Genomic DNA, 16,780 nt, shown 5'->3' with positions numbered 1-16,780 from the left:
GCCCCGTCAGGAGGCCGAGCGGAAGCGTTGCGCAGGGGGTTGAGCGGCATGGATGCCGCGAGAGGCGTGCGGGGCCANGGATGGCCCCTCACGCCGGGCCCCCGGCGCAACGATGGAGCGAGGGAAGTTTGGCGAAGCCAAACCCGGATGTAGGGGCAAGCGTTTTTGGTTTCTTTTTTGGCGACTGAAAAAAGAGACTCGCCGGGAGGCGAAACAGAAACTCGCAGCCCACTCGATAAACAACTCGGCTCAGGACGTTCTAGCAACACTTAATGCAGACATAGCCAATTCATTCGCTAACCGGACCGCAGGTTCGGCCTGCAATGCCTCTATGGGGGCAGCTGCGCTGCCCTTCGCGATTGAAATCGCCCCTACAAGTCGAGGCGTGGTGCCACGCGCGGGAAACAAAAAAAGGCCGCTTATCATGAGCGGCCTGAACAAGACGTCGATAGGAGCTGTCACGCATCAACGTCAGGAGGTGGAGAACGCGGGGAAGGACTCAGCTGTCCTGGGCGTTGTCAGTCTGCTGTTGCTGCGCGGCGCGTTGCTCGGCGGCGGCCTGCTTCTGGGCGGCGTCGGCGCGTTGCTCCGCCAGAGCTGCGTTACGTGCAACAAAGGCACCGGATTCGCTGGCCAGGGTCAGTTGCGAGAAAAACAGGGAAAATACGGCGAAAACGGCAGTAAAAATCAGATTACGTTGCATATCTTGAACCTCTCGGATGGTTTCTTGCGAAACATGGCGCCATCTTAGGGAGGTCCAGATAGGGGAAAAATAGCGGTTTCAGTGAATGACTGTTTCTCTCAGCGCAACAATTTGGAATTGATCGCCCAGCGTTTCGGGTCTTCCAGCAGGGCCTCGTCCTGGGTCAGCAGCGGCGGCAGCTCGGCCTTTAGGAAGTCCACCCAGGTCCTGATCTTGGCGTCGAGGAAACGCCGCGAGGGATAGATGGCGTAGATGTTGCGCTCGCGCAGGCGGTACTCCGGCAGCAGCCGCAGCAGCTTGCCCTCGCGCACGGGCGGGCAGGCGACGAAGGAGGGTAGCAGGCAGATGCCCATGCCGGCCTGGGCGGCCTTGGCCAGGGATTCGGCGACGTTCACCTGGAAGCTCTCGGCCGGCAGCACGTTGAATTCGCCCTGTTCGCCGTTGAACACCCAACTGTCTTCGTAGAGCGGGTCCAGCAGGCGCAGGTAGCGATGCTGCTGCAAGTCCGCCGGCCCCTGGGGCACGCCATGCTTCTTCAGGTAGCCGGGGGCGGCGCAGAGCACGCTGAACATCGGGCCCAGCACCTGCGCCACCATCTGCGAGTCCGGCAGCTCGCGGGCGAAGGTGATGATGACGTCGTGGCCGTCCTCCAGCAGGTCCGGCGTGCGCTGGGACAGCGTGAGCTCCACCACCACCTCGGGGTAAAGCTCGGAATAGCGCGCCACCAGCGGGGTGAGGTGTTGCAGGCCGAGGCCGGTCATGGAGTGCACGCGCAGGCGGCCATGGGGCTTGAGGTGGGCGCCGCGGGCCTCGGCAGCGGCCTCGTCGACCTCGCTGAGGATCTGACGGCAGCGCTGCAGGTAACGCTCGCCCACCTCGGTCAATGCCAGGCGGCGGGTGGTGCGGTGCAGCAGGCGGGCCTGGAGCTGCTGCTCCAGTTCCGAGACCAGGCGCGACACCTGGGCGGTGGACAGGTCCATTGCCTGGGCGGCGGCGGTAAAGCTGCCGGTATCAATCACCCGGACGAAAACCCGCATGCTGTGGAGCGTGTCCATTGTTACTCCCCGTGTAAGGCTGATTCTCGAAATCGCCAGATTATCCACGATTCCCCGGTAAATATACTGCTGTCCCATGAGCGGCACTGGCCGAGGGCATGCCGTTCCCGTCTTTCCCGCCCGCGTCACTGCGGGCCCCTTCGAGGTTCGCATGACTCCGGATCAACGATTCGCCCGCCGGGTCCAGGTGGCCATCGTCCTGTTCATCCTGCTGTTCGCCTATTTCCTTGCGGCGGACCTGTGGATGCCCATCACGCCCCAGGCTCAGCTGACCCGCCCGGTGCTGCGCATCGCCCCCCGGGTGGATGGCCAGGTGCTCGACGTGGCCGTGGCCAACAACGCCCATGTCGAGGCGGGCCAACTGCTGTTCCGCCTCGACCCCGAACCCTTCCGCCTTGCCGTGCGCGCCACCGAGCTGGCGCTGGAACAGGCAGCGCAGGACAACCGCCAGCTCGACGCCGCCCTTGCCGCCGCCCGCGCCGAGCAAACCGCCGCCCAGGCCACCGCCAGCGAACTGCAGCGGGAAACCGCACGCCTCGGTCGCCTGGTGCAGAGCCAGCATGTCTCGCGCCAGCTCTACGAGCAGACCGAGGCCCAGCGCCAGGCGGCCCAGGCCAAGCTGGCCGCCGCTACCGCGCGAATCCGCGAACTGGCGGCCCAGCGTGGCGCAACCGGCGACGACAACCTGCGCCTGCGCCAGGCCGGCAACGCCCTGGCCCGGGCCCGGCTCCAGCTCCAGTACAGCGAGGTGCGCGCTGAACGCGCCGGCGTGCTGAGCAACCTGCAACTGTCCCCAGGCGCCTACCTCAACGCCGGCAACCCGGTGGCTGCGCTGGTGGCGGACGAGGCGGACATCAGCGCCGACTTCCGCGAGAAGGCCCTGCGCTACGTGCGCCTGGAAGACGCCGCTTCGGTAGTGTTCGATGCCTTGCCCGGGCACATCTTCGAGGCGAAGGTCAGCGCCATCGACGCCGGCGTGAAAGAAGGCCAGCTGGACGCCAACGGCGACCTGGCCGCCCCGGCGGTGTCCGACCGCTGGGTCCGCGACGCCCAGCGCCAGCGCCTCCACGTCAGCCTCAGCGAAGCCCTGCCCCAGGCCCTGCCCAGCGGCGCCAAGGCCACAGTCCAGCTCTACCCGCGCGACTCGCAGCTGGCGGACCTGTTCGGCCGCCTGCAGATCGCCCTGATCAGCATCCTGCACTACGTGTACTGAGCCCATGGACCGCAAGATCGCCCTCAGCGAAAACGACCTGCGTCAGTGCCTGCGCCTGGCCGGCGGCGGCACCCTGGGGTTGTTCCTCTGCAAGCTGATGGGCTGGGACAACGGCTCCTTCTTCTGTGTCTACCCCATGCTGCTGCTCGGCCTCACCCCCAGCATCAACGCCCATGTGGTGCGCCAGTTCCTGCTCCAGGCGGTGGTGGTGAGCCTCGAGGTGCTGGTGATCTACGGCCTGTTCGGCGACCGTCCGCAGCTGATGGTGCCGCTGGCGTTCCTCGGATTCCTCTGGCGCTTCCGCCTGATGGCCCAGGGTTCGCTGTTCATGTTCGGCGCCCTGGGCTGCGTGTTCCTCTCCATGCAGCTGCATTTCGCCAGCTACCCGGATACCCACCTCTACGACCTGGTCACCAGCAACCTGGTAGCCGCCGGCCTGACGGTGCTGATTGCCTGGCTGATGTTCTGGCTGTTCCCCGATGTCGAGCCGCGCCCGCCGCGGCAGACGCCAGCCAAGGACCTGCCCAGCCAGCGCCACGAGGCGGTGCTCGGCGCGACCATCGCCACCCTGTCCTTCATGCTGTTCCAGAGCTTCGACCTGCGCGACTCGCTCTCCGCCCAGGTGGCCTCGATCCTGGTGCTCTTCCCCATGCACTGGAACGGCATCCGTTTCGCCGGCCGCATCCGCGCCCTCGGCACCCTGCTCGGCTGCGCCATCGGCCTGGTCTTGCAGCTGGTGCTCTACAGCCACTACGACGTGCTGCCGCTGGTGACCCTGATGTACTGGGCCGCCGCCTTTTGCTGCGCCCGCCTGCATGTACTGGAAGGTGCCCAGGGCATCGGCTTCGGCGCGCTGACCACCCTGGCCATCGTCTTCGGCCAGTACCTCACGCCGGAGCACGACGTGGTCTACTCCATCGCCTACCGCCTGAGTTCGGTGTGTGCGGCGGTATTCCTCACCCTGGTCGCAGTGTTCGCCCTGCACCGCCTGCTGAACCGTTTCCCTGCCTTCCGTCATGCCAGTCACGCCTGACCGTCGGCTGGATCGCTAGCCGCACTTTTGCCTGCCTAATCTGTCAAAGGCAGGTCCTCTGAAGGTAGCGGCTGAATGGAAACTTCCCTCGAATCCCCGAGCGAACTGGAAAAACTGACCCTCGCCCTGCTCCACAGCCGCGGCGAAGTGGAACGCCTGCGCGAGCGCGAGGCCATCTTCAGTAGCCTGCTGGGCAGCGTGAACGCCGTGCTCTGGGCCTTCGACTGGGAAGCCCAGCGGGTCATCTACGTCAGCCCGGCCTACGAGCGCCTGTTCGGTCGCTCCGCCGCCCTGCTGCTGGCCGATTACGCCGAGTGGCGCAACTGCATCTACCCGGACGACGTGGAATACGCCGCCCGGAGCTTCGCCGAGGTGCTGGAGAAGGGCGCCATCGAGGCCCGCGAGTACCGCATCCTTCGCGCCGACGGCCAGTTGCGCTGGATCAGCGACAAATGCTTCGTCAGCCAGAAGGGTGACGCGGGACAGCCGACGATAGTGGTCGGCATCGCCGAAGACATCACCGAGAAGAAGCAGCTGGAAGGCGAACTGCACCGCCTGGCCACCACCGACGTGTTGACCAAGAGCAGCAACCGCCGGCACTTCTTCGAATGCGCACAGCGCGAGTTCGAGCACGCCGTGCAGTACGGCAGCCCGCTGGCCTTCATCCTGCTGGATATCGATGACTTCAAGCAGATCAATGACACCCATGGCCACCAGGCCGGCGACCAGGTGCTGCAGCGCATCGCCCAGTGCGGCGCCAACGCCCTGCGCCGCGGCGACCTGTTCGGCCGGATCGGCGGCGAGGAGTTCGCCGCCCTGCTACCCGGCTGCCCGCCGGACCTGGCCTGGCAGATCGCCGAGCGCCTGCAACGGGAAGTGCAACGCCTGGGCTTCACGGTCGAGGGCAAGAGCTTCGGAATCACAGTGAGCCAGGGGCTGGCCAGCCTGCGCGACGACGGCAACCTCGACAGCCTCTACGCCCGTGCCGACGCGGCCATGTACCAGGCCAAGCGCGGTGGCAAGAATCAGATCGTGCCGGCTGATTGAGCAAACCGCCGATTCGGCTCCTGTAGGTTGGGCAGAGCGAAGCAATGCCCGAGATCGGCGTCGGGCTCGTTGAGCTTCTCAGCGCCAACCACTGGCGCTTCAATGCTCGCGCTCAGAGCGCGATGAACCATGCCCGCGTGCGCCACCATCCGCCTGTGTTGCAGGCCGCCCCCATGGCCCACTGCAGCGCGCATCCTGGCTTAGGTCTTTTAGTTACTAAAAAATGAATTTTTAGTATTTTATCGTTATACCCATTCCCGCCTAACTTCGCTCCAACGCTCTCATTGCTGGCGGTGATCACCGTCCGCTGAACCTTTTGGCCGCCTCTCTTCAGGCAGGGGAGAGGCGGCCTTTTTATTCGAATGCGCAGGGCTTTGGTCTCTCGACACTGGACGCCGCCGCGTCCGTCGCCAGCAGATGGAGGCACTGGTAAGCCGCAAGGTCGGCTGCCAGGCCACGGCGGCGGACCTGGTGCAGGACCTGGTCCTGCGCTTCTGGCGGGCCCCACTGCGCCGATGGAGGACCCGGACAGCTATCTGCTGCGTAGCGCTCATAACATGGCTATCGACCACCTGCGCAGCGAAGGCTCGCGCAACCGTGCCGAAAGCGGCCTGCTACCGGAACAGAGGCGGACCAAGCCTTCGCCAGCTGCGAGACGCTGTTGGGGGAGAACCGCCTGCAGGTGCAGCTCAGCGTGAAGAACCTGTTCGACAAGACCTACTACAGCTCCTCGGTGAACACCTTCTTCGTCTCCATCGGCGATCCGCGGCAGGTGCAGGTGTCGACCACGTTGGAGTTCTGATGCGAAGCTTCCCTCTCCCCAACCCTCCCCTAGCCGGTCGCCCCTTAAGGGAGAGGGGGTTGATCGGTACCCCTGGATAACTTCAGGCCCGCCTGCGCGAGTCACCCCTCTCCACTTCAGGGAGAGGGGCCGGGGGAGAGGGTAAACGGGCACCCGACGTGATCATTAATCTGGCCGTAACGATCCGGCCCGCACCTTGATTGATGCCCCACCCCCGGACTCCTAATGTGGCCTCCACGACAGCGGACCTCGTGGAGCCACCATGACAACAAGACCCTCTCCCCCGCCGCAGTGGTCGCGTCGGCGCGCCGAAAAGCAGCGCCGTCTCGACCAGGTGCGCAACCTCGCCGATGGCGTGGTCCTGCCCAGCGAGCGGATCGTCGAAGCCCTGGAAGCGCTGATCGCCCCCGGCGACCGCGTGGTGCTGGAAGGCAACAACCAGAAGCAGGCGGATTTCCTCTCCCGCTCCCTGGCCAAGGCCGATCCCGGCCGCCTGCATGACTTGCACATGATCATGCCCAGCGTCAGCCGCGCCGAGCACCTCGACCTCTACGAGCGCGGCATCGCCCGCAAGCTCGACTTCTCCTTCGCCGGCCCGCAGAGCCTGCGCATCGGCCAACTGCTGGAAGACGGCCTGCTGGAAGTCGGCGCCATCCACACCTATATCGAGCTCTATTCGCGCCTGCTGGTGGACCTGATCCCCAACGTCGCCCTGGTGGCCGGCTTCATGGCCGACCGCGAAGGCAACATCTACACCGGCCCGAGCACCGAAGACACTCCGGCCCTGGTGGAGCCCGCCGCCTTCAGCGACGGCATCGTCATCGTCCAGGTCAACGAGCTGGTGGACGATGTGCGCGACCTGCCGCGGGTAGACATCCCCGCCTCCTGGGTCGACTTCGTGGTCGTCGCCGACAAGCCCTTCTACATCGAGCCCCTGTTCACCCGCGACCCGCGCCACATCAAGCCGGTGCACGTGCTGATGGCGATGATGGCGATCCGCGGCATCTATGAAAAACACCAAGTGCAGTCGCTCAACCACGGCATCGGCTTCAACACCGCCGCCATCGAGCTGATCCTGCCCACCTACGGCGAATCCCTCGGCCTCAAGGGCAAGATCTGCCGCAACTGGACGCTGAACCCGCACCCGACCCTGATCCCTGCCATCGAGACCGGCTGGGTGCAGAGCGTGCACTGCTTCGGCACCGAGCTGGGCATGGAGGACTACATCGCCCAGCGCCCGGACGTGTTCTTCACCGGCCGCGACGGCTCCATGCGCTCCAACCGCATGATGTGTCAGCTGGCCGGGCAGTACGCGGTGGACCTGTTCATCGGCGCCACCCTGCAGGTGGATGGCGATGGCCATTCCTCCACCGTCACCCGTGGCCGCCTGGCCGGCTTCGGCGGCGCGCCGAACATGGGCCATGACCCGCGCGGTCGCCGCCATGCAACGCCCGCGTGGCTCGATATGACCGAGCCGGTAACCATGCTCGAACGCGGCAAGAAGCTGGTGGTGCAGATGGTCGAGACCTTCCAGGAGGGCGGCAAACCCACCTTCGTCGAGACCCTCGACGCCGTCGACGTGGCGAAGAAGGCCGGCATGCCGCTGGCGCCGGTGATGATCTACGGCGACGACGTCACCCACCTGCTTACCGAGGAAGGCATCGCCTACCTCTACAAGGCGCGCAGTCTCGAAGAACGCCGCGCGATGATCGCCGCCGTCGCCGGCGTCACCGCCATCGGCCTGCGCCACGACCCGAAAGACACCCTGCGCATGCGCCGCGAAGGGCTGATCGCATTGCCGGAAGACCTCGGCATCCGCCGTACCCAAGCCACGCGGGAACTGCTGGCGGCGAAAAGTATCGCCGAACTGGTGGAGTGGTCCGGCGGCCTTTACAACCCCCCGGCCCGATTCAGGAGTTGGTGATGAGCGCACTGATTGCACGCAATGCCGACCTGCCGCTGGCCGACTGGCTGGCGGACCTGGCGGTGGACGCCCTGATCGACGAAGCCGACCTCTCGCCCAAGCCGGCGCTGGTGGACCGGCGCGGCAGCGGCGCCCATAGTGACCTGCACCTCGGCCTGATGCACGCCTCGGCGCTGTCCCTCTGGCCCTGCTTCACGCAGATGGCCGAGGCGGCGATGGAACACGGCGAAGTCGGCCAGCCCCTGCGCGAGGCCCTCGGCCGCATCGGCCGTGAAGGCGAAGCGGCGATGCTGGCCACCACCGGCGGGGTGAATACCCATCGCGGCGCTATCTGGGCCCTGGGCCTGCTGGTGGCGTCCGTGGCCCTCGACCCGGAAAGCGACGATGCCCACGCCATCGCCCTGCGCGCGGCACGCATCGCCCTTATCGACGACCGCGCAGCGCCGCACGGCGACAGCCACGGCGCCCAGGTCGCTCGCCGCTATGGCGCCCGGGGCGCTCGGCAAGAAGCCCAGCTGGGTTTCCCCTCGGTGATCCAGCATGGCCTGCCGCAACTGGTCCGCAGTCGGGCGGCCGGGGCTGGTGAGCAGAACGCCCGCCTCGATGCGCTGCTGGCGATCATGACCACCCTGGCCGACACCTGTGTGCTTTGGCGCGCCGGCCTGGAAGGGCTCGCCGCCATGCAGCAGGGCGCCCGCGCCGTGCTCGAATCCGGCGGCAGCGCCAGCCTCGCCGGCCGCCGTCAGCTGCGTGCGCTGGATGCCCGTCTGCTGCAACTCAACGCCTCGCCGGGCGGCGCCGCCGATCTGTTGGCCGCCTGCCTGTTCCTCGATAAAGCCGGGAGCCTGTGACCATGGAAACCCTGTCCTTCCAATTCCCCGCCGGCCAACCGGCCCGTGGCCGCGCCCTGGTGGGCTGCGTCGGCTCCGGCGACCTCGAAGTGCTGCTGGAGCCGGGCAAGGCCGGCACCCTGTCGATCCAGGTGGTGACCTCGGTGAACGGCAGCGGCCCGCGCTGGCAGCGGCTGTTCCAGCGACTGTTCGACGGTCAGACGCCGCCGGCCCTGAACATCGATATCCATGACTTCGGCGCCACCCCCGGCGTGGTGCGCCTGCGCCTGGAACAAGGTTTTGAGGAGCTTGCTCATGACTGATACCGCACGCCTGCTCGCGGCCCGCAGCTTCGTCGAGCTGGGCGCCCGCCAGCGCGCCCGCGAGCTGCTGGATGCCTGCAGCTTCCGTGAACTCATCGGCCCCTTCGACCGGGTCAAATCGCCTTGGCTGCTGCAGCAGGGCATCGTGCCCCAGGCCGACGACGGCGTGGTGGTGGCCAAGGGCAGCATCAACGGCCAGCCGGCGCTGATCGCTGCCATCGAAGGCGCTTTCCAGGGTGGCAGCATGGGCGAAGTCGGTGGCGCCAAGATCGCTGGCGCGCTGGAACTGGCGGCGGAAGACAACCGCCAGGGCATCCCCACCTGCGCCGTGCTGCTGCTGGAAACCGGTGGCGTGCGCCTGCAGGAGGCCAACCTGGGCCTGGCGGCCATCGCCGAGATCCAGGCGGCCATAGTCGAACTGCGGAGGTACCAGCCGGTGATCGGCCTCATCGCAGGTCCCGTGGGTTGCTTCGGCGGCATGTCCATCGCCGCCGGGCTGTGCAGCCACCTGGTCGTCACCCGCGAAGCGCGCCTGGGCCTCAACGGCCCACAGGTGATCGAACAGGAAGCTGGCCTCTCGGAATACGACTCCCGCGACCGCCCCTTCATCTGGAGCCTCACCGGCGGCGAGCAGCGTGCTGCCAGCGGCCTGGTGGACGCCTATGTGGCCGACGATATCGACGCCATCCGTGAAACCCTGCAGGGCTTGCTGGCCCAGCCCGACCAGGGTCTGCCGCGCAGTCGCCGGCACGCCTGGTTCCTCGAACGCCTGGCGCGCCTGGGCACCGACTGCGAACAAGTGGACGCCGCCGCGGTGCGCGCCCTCTACCAGGGAGAACAGCAATGAGCCGTGGACTGAACTGGCTGCGCGGCCTTGCCGGCGGCGATGAACTGGGCGGCTTTCCTGCCTCGGTGAAAGTGGTCGACGGCGAGCTGGGCAACCGCGCCGCGCGCTTCATCGCCGTGGTGCCCGACTCGCGGAATCCCTTCCCCCGAGCCCGCAACGGCGAGGTCGGCCTGCTGGAGGGTTGGGGCCTGGCCAAGGCGGTGGATGAAGTAATCGAGGCCGACCGCGAACTGGCCGCCAAGCGCGTGCTGGTGGCCCTGGTGGACGTACCGAGCCAGGCCTACGGCCGCCGCGAGGAGGCCCTGGGCATCCACCAGGCCCTGGCCGGCGCGGTGGACGCCTATGCCCGCGCCCGCCTCGCCGGGCACCCGGTGATCGGGCTGCTGGTGGGCAAGGCCATGTCCGGCGCTTTCCTCGCCCACGGCTACCAGGCCCAGCGCCTGATCGCCCTGGACGATGCCGGGGTGATGGTCCACGCCATGGGCAAGGCCGCCGCCGCGCGCATCACCCTGCGCAGCGTGGAAGAGGTGGAAGCGCTGGCCGCCAAGGTGCCGCCGATGGCCTACGACCTGGAGAGCTACGCCTCGCTCGGATTGTTGTGGGAGCGGGTTTCCGTGGGCGACGCCGAACAGCCATCCGCAGCCGATATCGGCCGGACGCGCGAGTGCCTGGAGCGGGCGGTGGAAGATATCGGTTCGAGTACCGATCTTGCCGGCCGACTCGGCGCGGAGAATCGGGCGGCGTCATCGCGTGTCAGGGAGATGTTGCGCGCGCAGTGGTAGTCCTTGTTGGGCTTCGCTGCGCTCAGCCACAACCTACGAGGTCTCCGTAGGTTGGGCTGAGCGCAGCGAAGCCCAACACCCCGAGGCACGGAAACACCAAGGAGCTGACCATGAACAAGACTCCAAGACCCCACGACCTGCTCTGGGGCATGACCCCGGACCAACTGCCGGCCGATGCGCCGGGCTGGGCTGTACAGGCCTTGGCCGCCGGGCATCCGGTGGTGGTGCGTCGTGCTCTGTGTGCATCTGGGGATGTGGCGGTGGGCATCCGTGGCGCGAGTCGTGAGCAGCGCCTTGCAGCCATCATGTCCGTCCGTTCCATCCAGCGCCTGTCGAGTCCCGAACAAATTGCCCAGCGGGTTCCCGGCGACTTGCCGTCCCTGCGCGCCCTGGCCGAACTCAAGCCGCTCCTGGACAAGACAGGACTCGCCTGGGGCCCAACCGGCGGCGTCGGCTTCCAGCTGGCCACCGGCATTGCCGTGCTGCACGAGGCCAGCGACCTGGACCTGTTGCTGCGCACCCCAACCTGTTTCAGCCGCCAACAGGCCCACGAACTGCTGGCGACCCTGGCCGATTCCCCGTGCCGCATCGACCTGCAACTGGAAACCCCGAATGGCGCCGTGGCCCTGCGCGAGTGGGCCGGCGACTCCCGCCGGGTGCTGCTGAAATGCGCCGAGGGCGCGCGGCTTGTGGATAACCCCTGGCTGCCCCTGGAGCGCGCGGCGTGAGCAGTCTGTTCGCCTTTCCCGGCCAGGGCGCGCAGCAGGTGGGCATGCTCCACCAGCTGCCGGCCGGAACCAGCGCCAGCCTGGAGGAAGCCAGCGACGCCCTGGGCGAAGAGGTGCTGGCGCTGGACAGCGACGAGGCGCTGCACTCCACCCGCGCGGTGCAGCTCTGCCTGCTGGTGGCGGGCGTCGCCTGCGCGCGGCTGCTGCTGCAACGCAGCCCGGCGCCGGACTATGTGGCCGGGCTTTCCATCGGCGCCTACGCCGCTGCCGTGATCGCCGGCTCGCTGGACTTCGCCGACGCGGTGCGCCTGGTGGCCCTGCGCGGCGAGCTGATGCAGCGGGCTTATCCACAGGGCTACGGCATGACCGCCATCATGGGCCTGGACCAGGCGACGGTGGAGCGCCTGCTGGCCGAAGCGGAAGGTCCGGTGTTCCTGGCCAATATCAACGCCGACAACCAGCTGGTGATCGCCGGCAGCGACGCTGCCATGGCCGCAGTCGCCGAGCGCGCGCGGGCGCTGGGCGCCGGTGCGGCGAAGCGCCTGGCGGTGAGCGTGCCGTCCCATTGCCAATTGCTGGAGGCGCCGGCCCGTGAGTTGGCCGCGGCCTTCGCCGAGGTCGAATTGTGCCGCCCGGCGATCCGCTATCTCAGCGGCAGCTCGGCGCGGCCGATCCTCGACCCCGAGCGCCTGCGCGATGACCTCGCCTTCAACATGTGCCGCGTCGTCGACTGGCACGGCACCCTGCGCACCGCCTATGAGCGCGGTGTGCGCCTGCATCTCGAACTGCCGCCCGGCGCCGTGCTCAGCGGCCTGGCGCGGCGGGTGTTCGAGCAGGGCACGGTGGTCGCCTTCCAGGGCGCCCGTCTGGACACGCTGGACGCCCTGTTGCGTGAGGAGGTAAGCCGGAGCCGATAACCGCCGTGCACTTCGAAGGACAACAACAAGCAACTTCGACCCAACCCGAGGGCAACAACAATGATCGTCTACGGTGTGGCCTTGCTGGCCATCTGCACACTTGCCGGTGTCATCATCGGCGACTTCCTCGGCGTCCTGCTGGGCGTCAAATCCAATGTCGGCGGTGTCGGCATCGCCATGATCCTGCTGATCTTCGCGCGGCTGTACATGCACCGCCACGGCGGCTTGAGCAAGGAATGCGAATTCGGCGTCGGCTTCTGGGGCGCGATGTACATCCCGGTGGTGGTGGCCATGGCCGCGCAACAGAACGTGGTCACGGCGCTGCATGGCGGCCCTGTGGCGCTCATCGCTGCGGTGGGCTCGGTGCTTCTCTGCGGAGCCACCATCGCCTTGATCAGCCGCACCAACAAGGGGGCGCCGCTGGAAAAGGAGCCCCTTGATCCCGGCGTGAGCGCCGCCCCGGCAGGAGGACGCTGACATGTGGCCGATCATTGAAAAAGCCCTCGAACACAACGGCCTGGTCACCGCCTTCGCGGTGGTTGGCGGGATCATGTGGGTGTCGGTGCTGATCTCCAGACACCTGACCTTCGGCCGCGTGCACGGCTCGGCCATCGCCATCGTCATCGGCCTGGTGCTGGCCTGGGTCGGCGGCACCCTCACCGGCGGGCAGAAAGGGCTGGCCGACATGGCACTGTTCTCCGGCATCGGCCTGATGGGCGGGGCCATGCTGCGGGACTTCGCCATCGTCGCCACGGCCTTCGAAGTGCAGGCCAGCGAGGCGCGCAAGGCGGGCATGATCGGTGCGGTGGCGCTGTTGCTTGGCACCATACTGCCGTTCATCGTCGGCGCCTCGGTGGCCTGGGCGTTCGGCTATCGCGATGCGGTGAGCATGACCACCATCGGTGCCGGCGCGGTGACCTACATAGTCGGGCCGGTGACCGGCGCGGCGATCGGCGCCAGCTCCGATGTGATGGCGCTGTCCATCGCCACCGGGCTGATCAAGGCGATCCTCGTGATGGTCTTCACCCCGGTCTCGGCGCGCCTGCTCGGGCTGGACAACCCGCGCTCGGCGATGGTCTTCGGCGGTCTGGCCGGCACGGTGTCCGGTGTCACCGCGGGCCTCGCCGCCACCGACCGCCGGCTGGTGCCCTACGGTGCACTGACCGCCACCTTCCACACCGGCCTCGGCTGCCTGCTCGGGCCGTCCCTGTTGTACTTCTGCGTGCGCGGCCTGGTGGGCTGAGGCGCTCGGTACATGCGGCACTGGGGTCGAGGGGCGCTTTGGTTTAGCATCCGCGGTCGGTTTTTCGCGGGAGCGGGCCTTCCGGGGCCGCCCCTTCTTCCCCATGTCCGGTCCGGTTGCCTCACATGCGTCTTCTGTCTGCCTGCCTCCGCCTGTTCCCCGCTCTCCTGCTGCTGGCCCTGCCCGGCATCGCCAACGCCGCCGAAGTCGACGGCGCCAGCCTGGGGCTGCTCTGGGGCCTGCCCTTCGTCGGCATCCTGCTCAGCATCGCGCTGATGCCGATCATCGCCGGTGACATCTGGCATCACCATTTCGGCAAGATCACCGCCGGCTGGACCCTGCTGTTCCTGGTGCCCTTCGTCCTCACCTTCGGTTGGCACGCGAGCCTGGGGCTGGGCGTCCACGTGCTGTTCGGCGAGTACCTGCCCTTCATCATCCTGCTGCTGGCGCTGTTCACCATCTCCGGCGGCATCCTCGTGGAAGGCAACCTGCATGGCTCGGCGGGGCTCAATACCGCGCTGCTGGCCCTGGGCACCCTGCTGGCCTCGGTGATGGGTACCACGGGCGCGGCCATGCTGCTGATCCGTCCGCTGCTGCGAGCCAACGACAACCGCCGGCACAACGCCCATGTGGTGGTGTTCTTCATCTTCCTGGTGGCCAACGTCGGCGGCGGCCTCACGCCCCTGGGCGATCCGCCGCTGTTCCTCGGCTTCCTCAAGGGCGTGGACTTCTTCTGGACCCTGCAGCACATGGCGCTGCCGGTGGCGGCACTGGCCCTGCCGTTGCTGGCGCTGTTCTATCTGATCGACCGCCACTTCTACAGCCGCGAGAACGAACTGGCGCCGATCGACCCCACCCCTGACACGCCCCTGCGCCTGCGCGGGCAGTTCAATTTCCTGCTGCTGGCCGGCGTGGTCGGCGCGGTGCTGCTGTCCGGGCTGTGGAAGCCGGGCATCGGCTTCGACCTGCTGGGCACCCGCGTGGAGCTGCAGAGCCTGGTGCGCGATGGCGCGCTGGTCATCCTGGCGCTGCTGTCCCTGTGGATGACCCCGCGCGCGGTGCGCGAGGGCAACGAGTTCGGCTGGGGGCCGATCATCGAGGTGGCCAAGCTGTTCGCCGGCATCTTCCTCACCATCGCCCCGGTGATCGCCATCCTGCGCGCGGGCTCCGACGGCCAGCTGGCAGCGGTGGTGGCGAGCGTCACCGACAGCACTGGCCAGCCCCTCGATGCCATGTATTTCTGGATGAGCGGCACCCTGTCGAGCTTCCTCGACAACGCACCGACCTACCTGGTGTTCTTCAACCTGGCTTCTGGCGATGCCCAGGTGATGATGGAGAGACTGCCGCAGACCCTGCTGGCGATTTCCATGGGCTCGGTGTTCATGGGCGCCATGACCTACGTCGGCAACGCGCCGAACTTCATGGTCAAGGCCATCGCCGAGCAGCGCGGGGTGAGAATGCCGAGCTTCTTCGGCTACATGCTCTGGTCCTGCGCGGTGCTGCTGCCGTTGCTGCTGGTGCTGCAGCTGGTCCTGCTCTGAGCCTCAGGCGTTGCGCAGGCTGTACATGCGGCACTCGGCGACCAGCGCCAGCAGGTTCGGGTCGCGTTCCCGGGCCTTGAGGAACACCACGCCTATGTGCTGCTGCAGGCGGTAGCGCGCCTGCAGTCGGATCAGCTTCACGCGGTTCTCGTAGACCGCCGCGATGCGCCCCGGCAGCAGGGCGTAGCCCACTCCCGAACTGACCATGCTGAGCAGGGTGAAGATGTCGTTCACCTGCATCGCCACCTTCGGTTCGAAGCCGGCCTGCTGGAATACCCGCGCGCCGTCGCGGTGGGTGGCGAAGCCCTGGGTCAGGGTGATGAAAGTGGAGTCGGCCAGGTCCGCCAGGTCCACTTCATCCTGGGCGGCGAAGGGCGAGTCGGTGGGCACGGCGAGGAAGATGTCGTCGGAAAACAGCGGCAGTTGCTCGCAGTCCGGGTCGTTCACGCTCTCGTCGAGGGACACGAGGATGGCATCCAGCTCCAGGTTCTTCAGGCGGTAGAGCAGGTCGACGTTGGAGCCCAGGGTGAGGTCGATGTTCAGCTCGCTGCGCCGCAGTTTCAGGCCCATCACCAGCTGCGGCACCGTCTTCACCGTCAGCGAATAGAGCGCGCCGAGCTTGAAGCGCTCGGCGGAGAACCCGGCCGCCTCGCGGGTCACGCGCACCATCTCGACGGCGTCCTGGATCAGCTTCTGCGCCTTCTCTTCCAGCACATAGGCGCTTTCCAGCGGCGTCAGGTTGCGCCCTTCGTGCTTGAACAGCGGGCAGCGCAGCGCGCTCTCCAGGGAGTGGATGGCGCGGTGCACGCTGACGTTGCTGGTGTTCAGCTCCGCCGCCGCGCGCGACAGGTTGCCGCTGCGCATGAAGGCGAGAAAGGTCTCCAGCTTCTTCAGGGTGAGTTCTTCGTCGATCTGCATGGGCAAGACGAGTCCGTAGGGTGGGTCGGGCGGCGTTCCGCGAGCGGAGCGATACCCATCGGCGGATTTGATGGGTATCGCTGAGCTCCACCCATCCTACAGGTCAGCCCTACCTCCGCAGAGAGGACCTTTAGTGAATAAGCTAATAAGGAATAAGTAAATAAATTCTTATTCCTTAACAGATATATAGCGAGCGCCTAGACTGCCCAGCATCGAAATTCAGCAAGGAGGGCTCGCCATGCGCAGCGAGGCCATTCGTTACCTGATCCTGCCGGGATGGCAGGGCTCGCCGGACGAGCATTGGCAAAGCCACTGGCAACGCAGCCTGCCCAATGCCAGCCGAGTCGAGCAGGTCGACTGGGACATCCCTGACATCAAGTCCTGGGTGGCGGCGCTGGAGCGCGCCATCGATGCCGAGCGCACGCCGGTGATCCTGATCGCGCACAGCCTGGGCTGTGTCACCGTGGCCCATTGGGCCGCGCAGTCCGACCCGGATGTGCTGCGCCGTGTGCGTGGCGCGCTGCTGGTGGCGCCGGCGGACGTGCAACGTCCCGGCTGCCCGGAGCCGCTCAAGGGCTTCGCGCCCATCCCCCGCGATCTGTTGCCCTTCCCCAGCCTGCTGGTGGGCTCGGACAACGACCATGCCGCCAGCCCCGCGCGAGCGCTGGAGATGGCCCGCGACTGGGGTGCCGAAGCGGCCATCCTCACTGGCGCCGGGCATATCAACGTGAAGTCCGGGCACCACAGTTGGGAGCAGGGCTTCGCCCACCTCTACCGCCTGCAGAGCCGCGTCGAGCAACTGACCCGCCGCCGCGCCTGAACTGATCTACCGCCAATTCAGCAATACGCCAGGGTCCGCTGCTTCGCAGCCTGG

18 protein-coding genes and 1 pseudogene are annotated in these 16,780 nt (G+C 67.1%); 17 read left to right on the top strand and 2 right to left on the bottom strand.

The window, feature by feature from the left end; genetic code table 11:
• The first annotated feature begins 424 nt into the window (after nt 1-424).
• On the top strand, nt 425-751 hold the full coding sequence (locus E8F11_RS21865) for a hypothetical protein (RefSeq protein WP_280290971.1): 327 nt from the start codon (nt 425-427) through the stop codon (nt 749-751).
• Between the two features lie 50 nt (nt 752-801).
• On the opposite strand, the gene E8F11_RS21860 is transcribed toward E8F11_RS21865, so the two are convergent.
• Nucleotides 802-1,758, bottom strand: a complete 957-nt coding sequence (locus tag E8F11_RS21860) for a LysR family transcriptional regulator (RefSeq protein ID WP_280290970.1) — start codon at nt 1,756-1,758, stop codon at nt 802-804.
• 151 nt (nt 1,759-1,909) lie between these two features.
• On the opposite strand from E8F11_RS21860, the gene E8F11_RS21855 reads away from it, so the two are divergent.
• From E8F11_RS21855 to E8F11_RS21785, 15 genes and pseudogenes are all read left to right on the top strand, one after another.
• Nucleotides 1,910-2,971, top strand: coding sequence for an HlyD family secretion protein (locus E8F11_RS21855; protein WP_280290969.1), 1,062 nt, complete (start codon nt 1,910-1,912; stop codon nt 2,969-2,971).
• 4 nt (nt 2,972-2,975) lie between these two features.
• The gene (locus tag E8F11_RS21850; RefSeq protein WP_280290968.1) at nt 2,976-4,004 is read left to right on the top strand and encodes a DUF2955 domain-containing protein; all 1,029 of its coding nucleotides are present in this window, start codon (nt 2,976-2,978) and stop codon (nt 4,002-4,004) included.
• Between the two features lie 75 nt (nt 4,005-4,079).
• A complete protein-coding gene (locus E8F11_RS21845) occupies nt 4,080-5,051 on the top strand; it encodes a sensor domain-containing diguanylate cyclase (RefSeq protein WP_280290967.1) in 972 nt (323 codons plus the stop codon).
• Between the two features lie 405 nt (nt 5,052-5,456).
• Nucleotides 5,457-5,680 (top strand): annotated as a pseudogene (locus E8F11_RS21840) (sigma factor); the annotation flags it as partial.
• 32 nt (nt 5,681-5,712) lie between these two features.
• Nucleotides 5,713-5,853 carry a hypothetical protein gene (locus tag E8F11_RS21835; protein WP_280290966.1) on the top strand — a complete coding sequence of 47 codons (141 nt, stop codon included), beginning with the start codon at nt 5,713-5,715 and terminating at the stop codon, nt 5,851-5,853.
• 262 nt (nt 5,854-6,115) lie between these two features.
• Nucleotides 6,116-7,777: a malonate decarboxylase subunit alpha gene (gene mdcA / locus E8F11_RS21830; RefSeq protein ID WP_280290965.1), complete on the top strand. Its 1,662-nt coding sequence runs from the start codon at nt 6,116-6,118 to the stop codon at nt 7,775-7,777.
• Entirely contained in the window at nt 7,777-8,628 is an 852-nt protein-coding gene (locus tag E8F11_RS21825) for a triphosphoribosyl-dephospho-CoA synthase (RefSeq protein ID WP_280290964.1), read from the top strand. Before mdcA ends, E8F11_RS21825 begins: the two co-directional genes overlap by 1 nt.
• Before the next feature lie 2 nt (nt 8,629-8,630).
• The gene (locus tag E8F11_RS21820; RefSeq protein ID WP_280290963.1) at nt 8,631-8,930 is read left to right on the top strand and encodes a malonate decarboxylase subunit delta; all 300 of its coding nucleotides are present in this window, start codon (nt 8,631-8,633) and stop codon (nt 8,928-8,930) included.
• Nucleotides 8,923-9,777, top strand: a complete 855-nt coding sequence (locus E8F11_RS21815) for a biotin-independent malonate decarboxylase subunit beta (RefSeq protein ID WP_280290962.1) — start codon at nt 8,923-8,925, stop codon at nt 9,775-9,777. The genes E8F11_RS21820 and E8F11_RS21815 overlap by 8 nt, the downstream gene beginning before the upstream one ends.
• Complete coding sequence (mdcE, locus tag E8F11_RS21810) at nt 9,774-10,559, top strand: biotin-independent malonate decarboxylase subunit gamma (protein ID WP_280290961.1); 786 nt, start codon at nt 9,774-9,776, stop codon at nt 10,557-10,559. Before E8F11_RS21815 ends, mdcE begins: the two co-directional genes overlap by 4 nt.
• Nucleotides 10,560-10,669: 110 nt before the next feature.
• Nucleotides 10,670-11,287 carry a malonate decarboxylase holo-ACP synthase gene (locus E8F11_RS21805; protein WP_280290960.1) on the top strand — a complete coding sequence of 206 codons (618 nt, stop codon included), beginning with the start codon at nt 10,670-10,672 and terminating at the stop codon, nt 11,285-11,287.
• On the top strand, nt 11,284-12,204 hold the full coding sequence (mdcH, locus tag E8F11_RS21800) for a malonate decarboxylase subunit epsilon (protein WP_280290959.1): 921 nt from the start codon (nt 11,284-11,286) through the stop codon (nt 12,202-12,204). The genes E8F11_RS21805 and mdcH overlap by 4 nt, the downstream gene beginning before the upstream one ends.
• 60 nt (nt 12,205-12,264) lie before the next feature.
• Complete coding sequence (gene madL, locus E8F11_RS21795; protein WP_280290958.1) at nt 12,265-12,681, top strand: malonate transporter subunit MadL; 417 nt, start codon at nt 12,265-12,267, stop codon at nt 12,679-12,681.
• Between the two features lies 1 nt (nt 12,682).
• A complete protein-coding gene (madM, locus tag E8F11_RS21790) occupies nt 12,683-13,447 on the top strand; it encodes a malonate transporter subunit MadM (RefSeq protein WP_280290957.1) in 765 nt (254 codons plus the stop codon).
• Between the two features lie 125 nt (nt 13,448-13,572).
• A complete protein-coding gene (locus E8F11_RS21785; RefSeq protein ID WP_280290956.1) occupies nt 13,573-14,988 on the top strand; it encodes a sodium:proton antiporter in 1,416 nt (471 codons plus the stop codon).
• Nucleotides 14,989-14,991: 3 nt separating this feature from the next.
• Here E8F11_RS21785 and E8F11_RS21780 read toward each other — a convergent pair whose 3' ends face one another.
• The gene (locus E8F11_RS21780; RefSeq protein WP_280290955.1) at nt 14,992-15,906 is read right to left on the bottom strand and encodes a LysR substrate-binding domain-containing protein; all 915 of its coding nucleotides are present in this window, start codon (nt 15,904-15,906) and stop codon (nt 14,992-14,994) included.
• Nucleotides 15,907-16,144: 238 nt separating this feature from the next.
• Here E8F11_RS21780 and E8F11_RS21775 point away from each other — a divergent pair, with 238 nt between their 5' ends.
• Nucleotides 16,145-16,726, top strand: a complete 582-nt coding sequence (locus E8F11_RS21775; RefSeq protein WP_280290954.1) for an alpha/beta hydrolase — start codon at nt 16,145-16,147, stop codon at nt 16,724-16,726.
• The last annotated feature ends 54 nt before the right edge of the window (nt 16,727-16,780 follow it).

Origin of the sequence: Pseudomonas sp. BN417, from assembly GCF_029871205.1 — a bacterium.
GTDB lineage: Bacteria > Pseudomonadota > Gammaproteobacteria > Pseudomonadales > Pseudomonadaceae > Metapseudomonas.
This window is presented reverse-complemented; position numbering and strand designations above follow the sequence as displayed.

What these genes read in the sequence shown, in the direction of transcription:
- E8F11_RS21865 (WP_280290971.1), top strand. Translation starts at nt 425, where the DNA reads ATGAGCGGCCTGAACAAGACGTCGATAGGAGCTGTCACGCATCAACGT.
- E8F11_RS21860 (WP_280290970.1), bottom strand. Translation starts at nt 1,758, where the DNA reads ATGGACACGCTCCACAGCATGCGGGTTTTCGTCCGGGTGATTGATACC.
- E8F11_RS21855 (WP_280290969.1), top strand. Translation starts at nt 1,910, where the DNA reads ATGACTCCGGATCAACGATTCGCCCGCCGGGTCCAGGTGGCCATCGTC.
- E8F11_RS21850 (WP_280290968.1), top strand. Translation starts at nt 2,976, where the DNA reads ATGGACCGCAAGATCGCCCTCAGCGAAAACGACCTGCGTCAGTGCCTG.
- E8F11_RS21845 (WP_280290967.1), top strand. Translation starts at nt 4,080, where the DNA reads ATGGAAACTTCCCTCGAATCCCCGAGCGAACTGGAAAAACTGACCCTC.
- mdcA (WP_280290965.1), top strand. Translation starts at nt 6,116, where the DNA reads ATGACAACAAGACCCTCTCCCCCGCCGCAGTGGTCGCGTCGGCGCGCC.
- E8F11_RS21825 (WP_280290964.1), top strand. Translation starts at nt 7,777, where the DNA reads ATGAGCGCACTGATTGCACGCAATGCCGACCTGCCGCTGGCCGACTGG.
- E8F11_RS21820 (WP_280290963.1), top strand. Translation starts at nt 8,631, where the DNA reads ATGGAAACCCTGTCCTTCCAATTCCCCGCCGGCCAACCGGCCCGTGGC.
- E8F11_RS21815 (WP_280290962.1), top strand. Translation starts at nt 8,923, where the DNA reads ATGACTGATACCGCACGCCTGCTCGCGGCCCGCAGCTTCGTCGAGCTG.
- mdcE (WP_280290961.1), top strand. Translation starts at nt 9,774, where the DNA reads ATGAGCCGTGGACTGAACTGGCTGCGCGGCCTTGCCGGCGGCGATGAA.
- E8F11_RS21805 (WP_280290960.1), top strand. Translation starts at nt 10,670, where the DNA reads ATGAACAAGACTCCAAGACCCCACGACCTGCTCTGGGGCATGACCCCG.
- madL (WP_280290958.1), top strand. Translation starts at nt 12,265, where the DNA reads ATGATCGTCTACGGTGTGGCCTTGCTGGCCATCTGCACACTTGCCGGT.
- madM (WP_280290957.1), top strand. Translation starts at nt 12,683, where the DNA reads ATGTGGCCGATCATTGAAAAAGCCCTCGAACACAACGGCCTGGTCACC.
- E8F11_RS21785 (WP_280290956.1), top strand. Translation starts at nt 13,573, where the DNA reads ATGCGTCTTCTGTCTGCCTGCCTCCGCCTGTTCCCCGCTCTCCTGCTG.
- E8F11_RS21780 (WP_280290955.1), bottom strand. Translation starts at nt 15,906, where the DNA reads ATGCAGATCGACGAAGAACTCACCCTGAAGAAGCTGGAGACCTTTCTC.
- E8F11_RS21775 (WP_280290954.1), top strand. Translation starts at nt 16,145, where the DNA reads ATGCGCAGCGAGGCCATTCGTTACCTGATCCTGCCGGGATGGCAGGGC.